This is a genomic window from Murinocardiopsis flavida, from assembly GCF_003014485.1.
Classification (GTDB): Bacteria; Actinomycetota; Actinomycetes; order Streptosporangiales; family Streptosporangiaceae; genus Murinocardiopsis; species Murinocardiopsis flavida.
The window spans coordinates 36,706-49,858 of record NZ_PYGA01000012.1; the positions used below are offsets into that span (position 1 = coordinate 36,706).

Consider the following 13,153-nt stretch of genomic DNA (forward strand, 5'->3'; position numbering starts at 1 on the left):
TTGGTCAGCCGTGTGTCACCGCGGTGATCGCGGTGGGGCAGCGGCCCCGCGCGGTGGTACCTCGACTCCGCACGCGCGGGCAAACCGCCGCCCGGGGGTCAGGGGGCGCGGGCGGCGGCGGTGGAGGAGGCCTCGGCGGTGCGCGCACCGATCGGAAGGAACCGGGAGGTGTAGTCCAGGCGGGCGGTGACGGTGACCGAGGCGCCGTCGACGGCGATGGCGCCCCGGGCGCCGGCCTCGGCCAGGTGGGTGCGGGCGGCGCGTTCAGCATCCTGTGGGTCCAGGCGGCGCTGGCCGGTGGCGCGCAGCGCGGCCAGGTCGAGCTGCTGGGCGCCGGTCCGGGCGGCCTCATCAGCGATCGCGCTGGCCTGGCCGCGCTGGATGAGCATCCCGCCGGCGTCGTAGACCAGGCCGAGGCAGGCGATGACCGCGCCCATCGTGCAGATGACGAACGCCGAGGCGTGGCCCCGGTCCCCCCGGGAGTGGCGGGGCGTCACGGGGTGCCCCGGTAGGTGTCCAGGCCCACGGCCGCGCGGCCGGTGATCGTGCGCCCCGCCGGATCCGACAGCGGGCCCAGGCCGCCCAGATCGGTGCGGCAGTCCAGGCGCGCGGTGACGGTGCCGCCCGGGCGCAGCCCGTCCAACTCCAGGGTGAGGCTGTGGGAGGCGCACACCCGCCCGATGGGGCCCAGGGTGGCCGCGGCGCTGCGCTCGGCCGCGGTGCGGGCGGCGGCCGGGTCGGTGTGCAGGGAGGCGGTGCGCGCGGCGGCGTGGGCGCTGGCATCCACCGCCATCTGCGCCGAGACCTGGCGCCCGGCCAGCACCATCAACAGGGCGGCGGCGATCACGACGGGGGCGATGAGCAGGAGTTCGACCGCGGCCGCGCCGCGCTCGCCCCTCACCGGGCGCCCTCCGGGCCGGGCGGTGCTTCGACGGGGGCGTGCATCTCGGCGCGGGTGCGGGGCTTCCACCCGGGCAGCGGCCCGATGATGCGCGCTCCCACGCTGACGCGGGCGGTGTCCGGGCCGCGCTCCACCTCGATCTCCACTCCGCGCAGCAGGTCCCCGCCGAGGTCGCCCCTCAACTCCTCGGCGCGGGCGCGGCCGGTGGCGGGGGTGGCATCGGCGGCGCGCAGCGCGGACAGGGTGTGGGTGGCGATCGCCTGGGTGCGGTGCTGGGCGTGGGCCCACACCGCGACCTGGACCACCAGCAGCAGCAGGAGCAGGCACAGCGGCAGGGTCAGGATGATCTCGGCGCTGCCGGCATCGCCCCTCCTCCCCCACCGGCGCAGGACTGTTCTGAGGGGCGTCACGGTTCGATGCCCAGATCGATGGACTCGGCGGCGTCGGTGAGCGTGCTGGTGAGGATCGCGCCCACGGTCAGAGCGATGGAAACGGCCAGCGCGACGATGAGAATGAAGCCGGTGGTCTGCTCGCCGGCGTCACCGCGGGCGCGGGTGCGGCGGTGCAGGGCGCGGGCCAGGGCGGCGCCGAGGCGGAACATGTGGAGCATGCGGGGGTCCTCCCATGGGGGTGAGGGTTCAGGTCAGAAGCCGCTGGTGATATGGACGAGGGCGGGAAAGCCGATGAGCACCAGGAAGCCCACGACCAGCACCATGACGGGCATGGTCATCCGCTCGGTGGCGGCCTGGCCGCGGGCCTCGGCCTCGGCCGACTCCCGCGCCCGCAGCGAGGACGCCTTGGCGGCCAGGGAGGCGCGGATGCGCGCCCCGTCGGTGCCCGCGAGCTGGATGGAGGCCGCGAGTTCGCCCAAGGCCACCGAGGAGGTGCGCTCCGCCAGGTCGGCCAGCGCCTCCCAGGCCGGGGTGCGCGACAGCGCGGCGGTGTGCACGGCCAGGCGCAGCCGGGAGAACGCGGCCCCGTGGCCCTGGGCGGCCGCGCGGGAGAGCGCGCCGGTGATGCCGGCGCCGCCGGCCAGGGCGATGACGACAAGGTCGGCGAGCACACTGGTGGCCGCGTCCATCTCGGCACGGCGCTCGGCCGCGGCCGAGGCCGCCGACAGGTCGGGCGCCAGCCAGCACGCCAGCGCGCACACCGCCGCCGCCCCGGCCCCCACCAGCGGGTGCAGCGGGGCGGCCGTGGCGGCGACGGTGCCGCCCAGCACCAGCACGACACCGGCCCCGGCAACGCCCGCCAGGGTCTTCTCGGCGAGGTAGGCGCCGGTGTCGCGTTCGGCCGCGGCCAGGGCGCGGCGCACCCGGGCGGTGGGCAGCCCGAGCGCGGACAGCACCGGAGCCCCCCAGGTGCCATAGCGCGCCCACCCGGCCACCACCGGCCCGCCCACGCCCGTGCCGGGCCGGGGACGGGGTTCGGCGAGCAGGTCGGCCAGGCTCGGGCGGCGCGCCGCCCACGCGAGTGCGAACAGGCCGGCGGCGATCAGCGCCCCGGCACCGGCCGTGAGTGCAGGGCTCATCGGGCCGCCTCCCCCACCGGGTGCCCGGCATCGAGGAGGCGCCGCCCGAGGTCGGGGCGGGCCATGTGCGCCAGCCACCCCAGGGCCGCGGCCCACATCGCCCCCACCACGGCGAGCACGAACTGCCCGGCCAGGGTGTCGTAGGGGGTGAGGAACTCCCGGTTGGTCAGCACCAGGCCGGCCGCCATCACGGCGCTGGTGGCCACGATGATGCGCACCGAGGAGCGCAACCGGGCGCGGGAGGCGGCGACGCGGCCCAGGGTCGTGGCGCGCTCGCGGGCGGCCTCGGCCATCCGCGACAGCGACGCCCCCACATCGGCGGCGTGGCCCGAGGCCGCACTCGACAGGGCGATCGCGACGAGGTCGCCGGTGGGCACCGCGACGCGGTGGGCGAAGGCGGTGAACGCCTGTTCGGCGCCGGTTCCCGCAGCCAGGGCGCGGTGCAGGGACTGGACCGCGCCGCGGATCGGCTCCGGGGCGATGGGGGCGGTGGTGGCGATGGCGTGCTGCAGGCCGGAGGCGCCGGCGATCATGTCGCGCAGCTGCTCGGCCCACGCGGCGACCGCCTCGATGCGCGCCACGGCCGCCGTGGTGGCGGTGTCGGGGCCCAGCAGCCGGGGCAGCCACCACAGCCCGGCCGCGGCCAGGACCGCGGCCACGGGCCACCCGGTGGCCGCACCGGTCGCGGCCCCGGCGGCCAGGGCCGCGCCGGCGTGCAGGGCGGCCTCGCGGCGCCGCAACCCGGCGGCACGCACGGCCAGGGCGCGGGCGGTGCGGGCGGCGGCGGGGTGGGTGGCGCCCGCGTAGGCCAGGGCGGCGGCCCCGGCGGCCAGCAGCGCCCCGCAGGCCGCCGTCGCCGCAACCAGAGCGGCACTCATGCGATCCACTCCCCCACCAGGCGGGCGGTGTCGAACCCGGCCCCGGCCAGGGCGCGGGCCGTGGCCGGGGCGGGCGGATCCCCGCCCGTCACCTGCCCGGTCTCGGCATCGCGCCGGTAGATCTCGTTGGAGACGATCTGGTGGCCTTCGGCGCCCACGACCTCGCGCACGCTGCTCACCCGCCGCGCCCCGTCCGGGGTGGCGTCGATGTGCACGATGAGCGGGGCCGCGGCGGCGATGAGCAGGTTCGTGGCCTCCAGGGAGAGGCGTTCCTGGGCTTGGGCGGTGTAGGCGGCGAGCTTGGTGAACACCCCCGCCGAACTGCTGGCGTGCAGGGTGGCCATGGACCCGTCGGTGCCCATGCTCATGGCGGTCAGCACCGCGACCGTCTCAGGCCCGCGGGTCTCGCCCACGATCACCCGGTCGGGGCTGAGCCGCAGCGCCTGGCGCACCAGGTCCGCCAGGGTGACCTCGCCGATGCCTTCCAGGTTGGGCGGACGGCCCTGCAGCGCGACGCAGTCGGGGTGGGCCGCCCCCTCATCGGCGGTGTCGAGGCCGAGTTCGAAGGTGTCCTCGATGGTGACCAGCCTCTCCCCTGCGGGGATGTGGGCGGCCAGGGCGCGCAGCAGGGTCGTCTTGCCCGCGGCGGTGGCCCCGGAGATCAGCAGGTTCAGCCGGGCCCGGGTGGCGGCGGTGAGCAGGTCGCGGGCGGTGTCCTCGACCATGCCCGCCCGGTGCAGGTCGCGCAGCCGCAGATGGTGGGCGGGGTGGCAGCGGATCACCACCGAGGGCCGGCGCGAAAGCGCCATGACCGCGGCCAGGCGCTGGCCGCCGGGCAGCTCCAGGTTGAGCATCGGGGCCGAGGCGTCCCAGCGCCGCTCGCCGGAGGCCGCCTCGGCGGCCAGGCGCCGCACCAGGGCGATGAGCTCAGCATCGCTGGAGGCGACCGGGTCAGCGGCGGCGCGGTGCCCGCCGCGGTAGCGCACCATCACCCGCTCGGCGCCGGTGATGGCGATGTTCTCCACCTCCGGATCGGCCAGCAGCTCCTCCAGCGGGCCCAGGCCGCACACCCGGGCCAGGACCAGGCGGCGCACCTGCTCCTCCACCTCCGGCGCCATCACCGGGCGGGCGTTCGACAGGGCGTGGCCGGCCATGGCGTCCAGGACGTCGGCGATCACCGTGCGGGCGCGCTCGCGGTACTGGGCCCCGACCACGACCGGGCGCCCGGCGGCCTCGTCGTCGCGGGCCGCGGCGACCAGCCGGTTCGTGGCCTCGGCCGCGACCCGCTCCACCGTCGCGGCGGGCGCTGCGGGGGCCGGTTCGCGCGAGCGGTTCGGTGTCGTCATTGCGCCTCCTCGGCGACCAGGGCGCGCAGCGCGGCCTGGTGCTCCTCGTACTCGCGGGTGATCCGCCCGGCCAGGCGCCGCGCGGTGCGCAGCAGAGGGCGCCGCGCGATCCCGGCCCCGCCGGCGCGGCCGGCCACGAAGTCGGCCCCGCGCCGGTCGTGGGGGATGCGCGCCCAGACCTCCAGCCCGGTTTGCTCGGCGATCTCGGCATCGGCGAACCCGCTGCCGATCACGGCGAGCCCGACGCGGGCCCCGCGCCCGGGCAGCGCGGCCAGCACCTCGGCACAGGCGGCCACCCGGCGCAGCTGCGCGGGCTCGGCCGTGGTGCACACCAGGACCGCATCGGTGCGCGCGGCCAGCGCGGCCCCGGCCGAGCCGGGCACCATCCGGCCCACATCCAGCACCACCACCCCCGCCCCGGCGCGCAGCGCCTCCGAGCGCGCGGCCAGCAGGCGCACTGACGGTTCGCACAGGTGCGGCGCCGCCGGCGCGCACACCACCCGCACCCCGCCGGGAAGATCCTGGGCATGCCCGTCCGCCAGGCCGGCGGAGGCGGTGCCCGGCTCCGCGGAGCGGGCCCCGGCCGCCAGCCCGACCAGACCCGGCTCGCCGGGGACCCGGTGCCACACGCCGATGTCGCCCCCGGAGGCGTCCGCCTCCACCAGCACCGGGGACTGGGTCCCGGGCCAGGTCGCGGCCAGGGCCAGCGCCAGGGTGCTCACGCCCGGGGCGCCGGACAGGGAACACAGTGCGATCAGCATCAGCGCCCCCCGCCTGAGGGGACCACCGCGAAGCGCAACTGCTCGGCGCCAGCCGCGCGGGCAAGCGCCTCGGCATCCTCGGCCGCGACGACGACCTCCACCACCACCGGGGCCCGGCCCTGCCCGGCCTCGGCTGCGTCGATCGCGTGCACCCGCGCCTCAATGGAGCGGCCCGGCGGCGGCGCGGTGCCCTGCTCCCCCTCGGCGCCCTCCTCGTCGGGGGGCGCGGACGGGGAGGCGGCCTCGGTCGGGGTGTCGGTGATGATCGCGGCGACGCTGGCCCCTTCCACCGCGGCGCCCGGCAGGACCCCGGGGGCGACCTCGGCGGCCACGACCGCCTCCCCCTCGCCGGGGAACGCCGCGCCGCCGAGCGCGGCCTCGGCGATCGGGGTGTTCGCGCGCAGCGGCACCGCCAGGGGCTTGCCGACCGCGCCGTCGCGGGCATCCACCAGGTCCAGGGACTCGGCCCCGGCCATCGGCACCACCCGCACATCCTCGGCGGTCAGGACGTGGCCGGCGGGCAGATCGCTCACCGCGGTCGCGACCGGCACCCGCTGCTCGCCGTGCAGCGACGCCCACGCCCCTGCGGCCCCGCCGCAGGCGATGAGCAGCGCCCCGGCGGCCAGCCACCGCCAGCGCCGGCGTGACGGCGCTGCCAGCCGCACCCGCTCTTTTTCTTGTTCTTGGGTTTTCCGGTCGGTTCGGATGGTATTGCGTGTGGTCGAGGCCACGGTTCGTCAACTCCCTCACGACGCGCCCCCAGCAGGTTTCGATCAGATCGGCCCCCCAGCCGAGAAGTCAGCTGCGGGTGACCACCCCCGCCGACTCCGACACCACGACCCCGGTCTCCGCGGAGGTCACCAGCGGCTCCAGGGCACCGCCCCGGCCTTCTGAGGTCTCCCATTCCACGTCCCAGGTGATCGCGACCCCGACGTCGAACGACCCGCCGGGCTCTCCCGCGGAGGAGCGGGTGAAGGTCGCACCGCAGGTCGGCGATTCGGAGGCCGGGTCGTGCCGCCCGGGCACGTACCGGGTGCCCGGGCCCTTACAGGCGACGGTGCGGCCGTCGCCCAGCGACCACCGCGCCGTCTGCGGAGTCGCCCTCACCGACACCGAGCCTCCGGTGACCTCTGCGCGGGCCGAGACCGGCTTCCAGGCCGCGCGCTCGACCCACAGCCATACGGGGACGTGGACGAGCTGCTCGGCGCCCAGGCGGGGGGAGCCGGCCATGACCGGCTCCGGCAGCCGCATCGAGGCCCGCGCCTGCTCGGCCAACACCTCCGGGGAGACCTCCTCGCCGCCCCCGCCGCCTTCCGCCGCACCCGCGGCAGAAGCGGAGCAGTCCACATCATCGGTGGCCTCGCGTGTTTCCATCTCACCCTGGGAGTTCTGGACGCGGATCCGCCGCGACCCCGACGAGCACGAGGGAGCGGATTCGGTCGAGCGAGGTGCGCCCGACGATGCCCCTGACCCCCCGCGCCCTCCGTTCTCCGGCTCCTCGCTCCTGGGTGCGGGCTGCCGCCCCCCGGACTCGGCGGACACGTCGCATCCGGGTCCGCCTCCGGCATCGCACTGCGTACTGCCGTAGAACTGATGGGGTGGGTCCGCGGTTGCCACCGCAGGCGCGAAAAGTGTCCCCGCGAATACCAGCGTGCTCATCGCGATCGCGCTTCTCAGCATGTTCCCGGCCCCCAGATCCGGAGTGCGGAGACCTTCCAACTCAGCGCATCCTTGACAACGGTCGCGTCGACGCGGATGTCCTTCTGGTCAGACGGCGGATCCCCCTTCGGACGCCATTCCGATCCGTCCTGGCAATCGCGCAATTCGACACGTGACGGGTTGGCATTCGGCTTCGCGGATTTCACAGTGAGATCGTGCGAAGGCTTTCCAACGTGGGAGGATTCAACCGATTCCATTCCCTGGCGCATCAGCGCGGCCGCATCACCGGTGGCATATTTATCCAACTCGGGGTGGTCCGAACTCGCGTCGCGGGACGCGTCGACAACGGCGTCCCACATGCCCTCATAGGCGGCGATGGCTCCATTCCCCGCCGACGGGCTCGGACTCGGCTGCGCCGTCGAGACCGGGGGCGAGGTTGCGGGAGGATCGGGCTCGGCGTTGGAGGTGCAGGCCACGGCTGCCGCCAAGAGGAATCCGGCGGCACTCACGCGGACAGTGGGGGATGTCATCGCGTTCCTCAATCGGCATGTTCAGCATCAACTGCAACGTGCGTCAGGGTACTGACCGTAACACCACCGACACCTCGCGCCAAGCGGTTATTCATGCGACGGTCTGACCTGAAACGGCCATTGAAAATGGCAGTCAGCGTGTCTACCGGACAACCGCACACAAGCGGACAAAGATGTTCTTATTCGGCATTTGACGACATAGAACGAATGAGTGCGCACCTTCGCACAGCGCCATGTCCAACCGCAGCCCTGGCCCCAATTGCGCGCCCGATCACGGGAGTGCTTCGCGGCGCACGGTCGTGAGAGCGACCAGGCGGTAGCGGGATGAGCAAGGTCGACCTTTCCATTTCGCCGGACCCCAACTCCCAGACCCCGGTAGCGGCCCAGGGTAGGAGCGTCGGAGGTGATCAGGGGCTGCACCGTCGGTCCTTCCTGGGATGGAAGAGTCCGCGTAGGGGCGGTGCGCGCGGTCCGAGAACCCAGATGAGCGCGCACCGGACCTGCCCGCGGGGCCGCCGGCCGACACGTGACACGTGACACGTGACACGTGACACTTCAGGATGGATCCGCGCCTGCATACCGGTCACCGGCGGCCCGGGCCGAGGCGGACCCGGGGCGGCGGGGCCTCGATGCACGCCTCGACCGCTGCGCACACCCGATCGGCGATGGCGTCCAGGTCGGCGTGTTCGCAGGTCAGTACCGGTGTCAGTCCTAGTCCGGTTTCGTCTGCGGTCGACCGCAGCAGCAGGTCGCGGCGCCGGGCTTCCGCCACCACCGCGGGACCGATCCCGGGGATGTCGGGTCCGCGCTATACCTCGGGGTAGACGCAGACCTCCAGCCCGCACGCCGTGACGACGGCGTGCTGACCGAGGCGCTCAGCAACCGCGCGCCGCAGGTAATCCCCGCGCTCAGTGGCCGTGGCCATAGCGCGGATGATTCCGGGTAGGGTCTCGGTTCCGATCGCCGCCGCCAGCGGGTGGATGTCGCCGAAGTCGTGCGCGCGAAACCGGCACCGGCTCAAGAGCCGCTGGTCGCAGAGCACCGCACCCAGTTCCCCGTGCCCAGCGGCGAGGCTGTCGCCGATCGCTGCGACATCCGGACGTACGTCTACCGGCAGTGAGGACAGCAGTGCAGGTGCGCCGCTGCGGCCGAGGCCCACCTTCGTCTCGTCCCACCCGAGGATCAGGCCGGCGTCGGTGGCGAGTCTGCGCAACGTCCGCATCGCCCGCACCGGCACGGGCGTCACCGCCGCGGCCCGCACGACGACCGTGTTGACCACGTAGCCGTCACGGGAGGCGGTGATGCTGCGCTCGATGCGATCGAGCACCTCCCACACGCCCGGTTCGTCGGCCCCGGCGTACTCGGCACAGCTCAACTCGGCCAGGTCGACCTCGACGACGCCGTCCGGCGACCACCCTGTGGCCCACCAGCCGCGCACGGCGACCTCGTACAGCACGGCTGAGGCGACCGGGCCGCTGGCGGCCGGGACCGCGTACTCCCAACCCAGCAGCGCTGCGAGGTCGTCGGCGAGTTGGCGCTCGGCCGGCCGCTCCCAGGCCGGTGGCAGGACCGGCAGCAGCGGTGCCCGGCGCAGTGAGCTGGCCGGGTTCCAGTCGTAGCCCAGCAGCACCCGGTCCCCGGTCGCCGCGGTGGCGCCGGCCGTGGCGTCGAGGACGCGCCGCCCGTCGAGAGTGGTGAGGTAGGGGCCTGACCCGGCGGTGATCACCGGGGGGCACTCGGCCGGTTGGCGGGGCGGGCGCCGTCGCACGGGGGCGGCCTCCGGAGGGTGCGGGCATGGTGTGGTCCTTCAGCAGGCGTCGTTCTAATCGGTGGGGTCCCGGCGGGAGATGGCTGCACGCCCCGTGGGGCCTCGACCGCTGGGAGGGTCCACGACCCGCAGCGTGGAACGCACGTGCGGGCGTGGACTTTCAGGCGGTCGCGCGCTGGGCCCGGGTCACGGCGCCGCGGTCGTCGGGCACACGCCCCGCTCGCAGATCCAGCACTGGTACCCGTGTGTTGGACGCAGCGGTGTGGCTGGACGGGCCGTGCTGGCGGGTGTTGCGGATCTGGATCAGCGATGACAGGACGCGCACCGAGACAGGCCCAGCGCCATCGGCCAGCGGCAGCGCGAACCACACGGTCTTGCGGGTTCCGGGCACGTGCGACGGCGCAGCTCCGCAGAGACCATCGGAGAAGCCGGTGACCATGGCGAGACCGCGGCCGCTCTCGGCGTCCAGATCGGCGCCGCGGTGTGCGGGCAGGATGGGGCGTGCTGCCACGCCGTCGCGGACCTCGGTAACGACGCATCCCAGCGGGCAGTGCCACACCTCGACCTCCACGCCGATACCAAGGGCGTGCACGAGGGCATTGGTGACGAGTTCGCTCGCCATCAGTTCGGCCCAGCCGAGCTCCTCGTCGCCGAGCCCGAGGGTTCTCCCGGTCGCGGTGACCAGGCGTCGCGCTTCGACCACATCCCCTTCGCTCAGGTGGTTCCAGCGCCGGCACCGCCCGCGGTGATGGGCGTCGCCGGTCGGGCCGGTCATGGCGCTGTCCCCGGGGCCGTTTCGCTCCGCGGGACTTCGGCGTATGAGGCGTCGCGGGCGTGCAGCGTGCGCCCGCCCGGCTCGCCGTTGGCGAGGAGGCCGGGGTGGTGCTGTATACAGGACGTGCCGTGTGGGTTTCCGTGCATCGGAACTCCTTCGGTCGCGCCGCCCGGAGCGTTCTCGGAGCGCCAACTCATCACGCTCCGGGCGGCATTTCTCCGGCGGCTGCGTCGCCGCCGACACCGGCTGCTGGTGAGGATCCCCTCACGCCCTGCTAGATTCACACATGGCATAGACATCTTCAATAGACATTTGCAAATTTGCTCATGCTACTTCGTGGAGGGTCGGTATGGCGCGCAAGGTGACACTGCGAGCGCAGTGGCTCGGCAAGATCCTCAAGGACCAGCGCGACACCAACGCGCTGACGCTGAAAGAAGCCGCGGAGTATCTCCAGCGCGACGCCTCCCAGCTCTCCCGGTTCGAAGCGGGCTCCCTACCGATCCGGCGCGGTGATGTCCTGGCGCTGATGGACCTCTACGGGATCAGCGACCCGCCGACCCGCGAGATCCTGATCCGCCTGACCGAGGACGTGGCCCAGACCGGCTGGTGGGAACCCATCACCAAGGACCTCTCCAGCGGGATCGCCGACTACATGTGGCTGGAGAGCCGCGCCGAGCGCATCAGATCGTTCGACGTGATGCGCGTGAACGGCCTGTTGCAGACCGCCGGCTACGCCGAAGCGTGGATCCGCGCGGTCGAGCACGACGCCACTGACAAGCAGATCAGCGACTGGGTCGCCATGCGGCTCAAGCGCCAGGAAGTCCTCCACGGCGACGAGTCCGCCTCTCTGCTGACGGTGCTCGACGAGTCCGCGCTCCGCATCCCGGTCGGCGGCGCCGCGGTCATGCGCGACCAGTTGTCGCATCTGCTGGCGGAGAGGGAGCGGCCCAACGTCGACGTCCGGGTTCTGCCCTATACGGCCGGGGCGCACCCCAGCCCCGATGGCGGGTACATCCTCATCAAGATGGCCGACCCCTTCCCCGAGATCGCCTACGCCGACGGCCCTGCGGGCAGCCTGTACCTGGAGACCACCGACGCGGAGCGACTGATCGACCGATACGCCAGACTGGAGGCATTGGCCCTGTCCGAGTCGAAATCGGTCGAACTGATCGCCTCCGCACTGAAAGACATGAGATGACGCGCCCGACCATCGAAGACACGCCCGCCTGGTACAAGAGCAGCTACAGCACAAGCGGCGGGAGAGACTGCGTCGAGGTCGCCCACACCACGGCCGGGGTCCTGGTGCGCGATTCGACGAAGCCTGAGGCCGGGCACCTGAGTTTCACCCCCCGCGAGTGGGAGTGCTTCCTCAACAGTGCCGGCAAGGGCGAGTTCCACCACCCCCGCTAGTCCTCCGGCCCCGGGACTCACCGCAGATCTTCCCGCTTCCGTGCCGATCGTGCGGGCCCCATCTGTCGCCGTACCGGTCCCGGGGTGAAGGGGTCTCGCGTGTACCGGCCTGGAGACCTAGGGCGCTTCAGATGGTCTACTACACATGACCTCACGACGGGGCGGATCGGGACCGGGCATGGACTGCCCCACCATGGGATCACCGTGTTGGGCGGTCTCTTCGATCGTGTACGACACCGATGGCCCGAACCGCCCCCGACCTGCTCAGAGTGCGATCTGTGTTAGCGATAGCGATCTGGATCTTCTCCGTCTCGCCGGAAGGAGTTGGGCGCATTCCCACCATGCCGTGTTCTTCACCGCTACCACCTGGCCAATCGAGAACCGAATGCGCTGAATCGAGCGCGCCCCCGAAATCATCTCCTAACGGGACTGCCCGGTGACCCGGATTCGCGTCTTGCATATCCCCAGTCATATCGCCTACGTTCACAAACTCCATTCCCATCTGTACTCACCCGTCACCGCACCGGGCAGCGCGCCATTCACGATCGACCAACTGCTGAAACTAGATGATTGGCGGTTCTTCGATGTGCTGCACCTGCACACCGTGGAACTGGCCTCGATCGAACAGGTGCGGCTCTTGTCTGCACGATTGAGGGCCCAGTGCAAGGGACTGGTGTTTACCGCCCATGACCTAGCACCCAATATCGAGGCAGACGGCAAGGCGTTTCAGCAGAAGATGCGTCTTGCCATGCGGTTGGCGCATACGGTCATTACGCTCACCACGGCCGCCGTCGAGCGGATCAACCGCACGGCCGATCAACCAAGAAGCCTGTGCTGTCTTCCGCACGGTAGTGCCGGGCGCCCAGCGGGGTCTGCGAACAACGCGCCCGGGATCCTCGCGTTCGGAGCGTTGCGGCCCAATCGGGATTTCGGGGCGCTCGTGCGGGCCTGGCGAACCCTGGACCCAGTTCAGCGACCACCGCTTCGGCTGCTGCTGCGCTCCGTCGGCCCTGCTGATGTGGCACGCAATAGGGCTCTGCTGACTGAACTCCAGACCGCCGTGCGTGAGGAGCCGGATTGCACGGTCGCGGTCACCGACACCATGGTGGCGCCGGATGAGTTGGCCACGTGGTGCGCCCAGGGATCAGTGCTCGCGCTTCCCTATCGCCACATCACGCACTCCGGACAGTTGGAGCTGGCGCGCGATCTGGGGCTCGCGGCAGTGGCCCCCGATGCCGCGACAGTTCGCGCTCAACTCACCGACACTGGTGACGAGACCACGCCTGTGGTGTGGGCACGCGCCTCTGCGCTGGCCAGCCCTGGTGAGTATGCCGGACTGCTGCGCCGCGCAATAGCCGTCGAACGGAATGACCCGTTCGACCACACCGGCTGGCAGGCTTACCGGGAAAGAGAGCATCGGGAGTTGCTGGACGCGCACGCCAGAATCTATAAGGACGCGAAATCCGCAGCAACCGAGTGGAATTCAATATAGGTCAGTAGCGGCCCGAAAATTAATTACGGGAACTGCATCGGCCAGCATAGGAATATCGATAATCCCATCGGAAAGATCACCCTCAAGGACTGGCATAAGAGT

Annotated in this window: 17 protein-coding genes; 3 read left to right on the forward strand and 14 right to left on the reverse strand. The window is 72.5% G+C overall.

The features are described from left to right. Positions 1–98: 98 nt before the first annotated feature. From CLV63_RS17095 to CLV63_RS17155, 14 genes are all read right to left on the reverse strand, one after another. Positions 99–497, reverse strand: coding sequence for a pilus assembly protein TadG-related protein (locus CLV63_RS17095; RefSeq protein WP_106584124.1), 399 nt, complete (start codon positions 495–497; stop codon positions 99–101). After that, positions 494–901, reverse strand: a complete 408-nt coding sequence (locus CLV63_RS17100; protein WP_106584126.1) for a TadE/TadG family type IV pilus assembly protein — start codon at positions 899–901, stop codon at positions 494–496. Before CLV63_RS17100 ends, CLV63_RS17095 begins: the two co-directional genes overlap by 4 nt. Then, the gene (locus CLV63_RS17105; RefSeq protein ID WP_106584127.1) at positions 898–1,311 is read right to left on the reverse strand and encodes a hypothetical protein; all 414 of its coding nucleotides are present in this window, start codon (positions 1,309–1,311) and stop codon (positions 898–900) included. Before CLV63_RS17105 ends, CLV63_RS17100 begins: the two co-directional genes overlap by 4 nt. Then, positions 1,308–1,511, reverse strand: coding sequence for a hypothetical protein (locus tag CLV63_RS17110; protein ID WP_106584129.1), 204 nt, complete (start codon positions 1,509–1,511; stop codon positions 1,308–1,310). Before CLV63_RS17110 ends, CLV63_RS17105 begins: the two co-directional genes overlap by 4 nt. Positions 1,512–1,544: 33 nt before the next feature. Continuing rightward, positions 1,545–2,432, reverse strand: coding sequence for a type II secretion system F family protein (locus CLV63_RS17115; RefSeq protein WP_106584131.1), 888 nt, complete (start codon positions 2,430–2,432; stop codon positions 1,545–1,547). Beyond that, a complete protein-coding gene (locus CLV63_RS17120) occupies positions 2,429–3,310 on the reverse strand; it encodes a type II secretion system F family protein (protein ID WP_106584133.1) in 882 nt (293 codons plus the stop codon). Before CLV63_RS17120 ends, CLV63_RS17115 begins: the two co-directional genes overlap by 4 nt. Next, complete coding sequence (locus tag CLV63_RS17125; protein ID WP_106584135.1) at positions 3,307–4,656, reverse strand: CpaF family protein; 1,350 nt, start codon at positions 4,654–4,656, stop codon at positions 3,307–3,309. The genes CLV63_RS17120 and CLV63_RS17125 overlap by 4 nt, the downstream gene beginning before the upstream one ends. Next, the gene (locus CLV63_RS17130) at positions 4,653–5,417 is read right to left on the reverse strand and encodes a hypothetical protein (RefSeq protein WP_106584137.1); all 765 of its coding nucleotides are present in this window, start codon (positions 5,415–5,417) and stop codon (positions 4,653–4,655) included. Before CLV63_RS17130 ends, CLV63_RS17125 begins: the two co-directional genes overlap by 4 nt. Next, a complete protein-coding gene (locus CLV63_RS17135) occupies positions 5,417–6,082 on the reverse strand; it encodes an SAF domain-containing protein (RefSeq protein WP_170134244.1) in 666 nt (221 codons plus the stop codon). The genes CLV63_RS17130 and CLV63_RS17135 overlap by 1 nt, the downstream gene beginning before the upstream one ends. A gap of 133 nt (positions 6,083–6,215) precedes the next feature. After that, positions 6,216–6,791 (reverse strand): hypothetical protein, encoded by a 576-nt coding sequence (locus CLV63_RS17140; RefSeq protein ID WP_245928876.1) that lies wholly within the window; start codon positions 6,789–6,791, stop codon positions 6,216–6,218. Positions 6,792–7,090: 299 nt separating this feature from the next. Next, entirely contained in the window at positions 7,091–7,606 is a 516-nt protein-coding gene (locus CLV63_RS33225; RefSeq protein ID WP_146165586.1) for a hypothetical protein, read from the reverse strand. A 583-nt stretch (positions 7,607–8,189) separates the two neighbouring features. After that, positions 8,190–8,381, reverse strand: a complete 192-nt coding sequence (locus tag CLV63_RS17145; protein WP_106584141.1) for a hypothetical protein — start codon at positions 8,379–8,381, stop codon at positions 8,190–8,192. Between the two features lie 33 nt (positions 8,382–8,414). Continuing rightward, on the reverse strand, positions 8,415–9,332 hold the full coding sequence (locus tag CLV63_RS17150) for an aminotransferase class III-fold pyridoxal phosphate-dependent enzyme (protein ID WP_170134245.1): 918 nt from the start codon (positions 9,330–9,332) through the stop codon (positions 8,415–8,417). A gap of 202 nt (positions 9,333–9,534) precedes the next feature. Then, positions 9,535–10,149, reverse strand: a complete 615-nt coding sequence (locus CLV63_RS17155) for an ATP-binding protein (RefSeq protein ID WP_106584146.1) — start codon at positions 10,147–10,149, stop codon at positions 9,535–9,537. Positions 10,150–10,498: 349 nt separating this feature from the next. Between CLV63_RS17155 and CLV63_RS17160 the strand changes: the two genes are divergently transcribed. From CLV63_RS17160 to CLV63_RS33230, 3 genes are all read left to right on the forward strand, one after another. Continuing rightward, complete coding sequence (locus CLV63_RS17160; protein ID WP_245928877.1) at positions 10,499–11,347, forward strand: helix-turn-helix domain-containing protein; 849 nt, start codon at positions 10,499–10,501, stop codon at positions 11,345–11,347. Then, positions 11,344–11,559, forward strand: a complete 216-nt coding sequence (locus tag CLV63_RS17165; protein ID WP_106584147.1) for a DUF397 domain-containing protein — start codon at positions 11,344–11,346, stop codon at positions 11,557–11,559. The genes CLV63_RS17160 and CLV63_RS17165 overlap by 4 nt, the downstream gene beginning before the upstream one ends. Positions 11,560–11,995: 436 nt before the next feature. Beyond that, complete coding sequence (locus tag CLV63_RS33230) at positions 11,996–13,051, forward strand: glycosyltransferase family 4 protein (protein ID WP_146165587.1); 1,056 nt, start codon at positions 11,996–11,998, stop codon at positions 13,049–13,051. Positions 13,052–13,153 lie beyond the last annotated feature (102 nt).

Coding starts and splice junctions, on each gene's coding strand:
- CLV63_RS17130 (WP_106584137.1), bottom strand. CDS start 5,417: ATGCTGATCGCACTGTGTTCCCTGTCCGGCGCCCCGGGCGTGAGCACC.
- CLV63_RS17155 (WP_106584146.1), bottom strand. CDS start 10,149: ATGACCGGCCCGACCGGCGACGCCCATCACCGCGGGCGGTGCCGGCGC.
- CLV63_RS33225 (WP_146165586.1), bottom strand. CDS start 7,606: ATGACATCCCCCACTGTCCGCGTGAGTGCCGCCGGATTCCTCTTGGCG.
- CLV63_RS17165 (WP_106584147.1), top strand. CDS start 11,344: ATGACGCGCCCGACCATCGAAGACACGCCCGCCTGGTACAAGAGCAGC.
- CLV63_RS17115 (WP_106584131.1), bottom strand. CDS start 2,432: ATGAGCCCTGCACTCACGGCCGGTGCCGGGGCGCTGATCGCCGCCGGC.
- CLV63_RS17140 (WP_245928876.1), bottom strand. CDS start 6,791: ATGGAAACACGCGAGGCCACCGATGATGTGGACTGCTCCGCTTCTGCC.
- CLV63_RS17160 (WP_245928877.1), top strand. CDS start 10,499: ATGGCGCGCAAGGTGACACTGCGAGCGCAGTGGCTCGGCAAGATCCTC.
- CLV63_RS17110 (WP_106584129.1), bottom strand. CDS start 1,511: ATGCTCCACATGTTCCGCCTCGGCGCCGCCCTGGCCCGCGCCCTGCAC.
- CLV63_RS17125 (WP_106584135.1), bottom strand. CDS start 4,656: ATGACGACACCGAACCGCTCGCGCGAACCGGCCCCCGCAGCGCCCGCC.
- CLV63_RS17120 (WP_106584133.1), bottom strand. CDS start 3,310: ATGAGTGCCGCTCTGGTTGCGGCGACGGCGGCCTGCGGGGCGCTGCTG.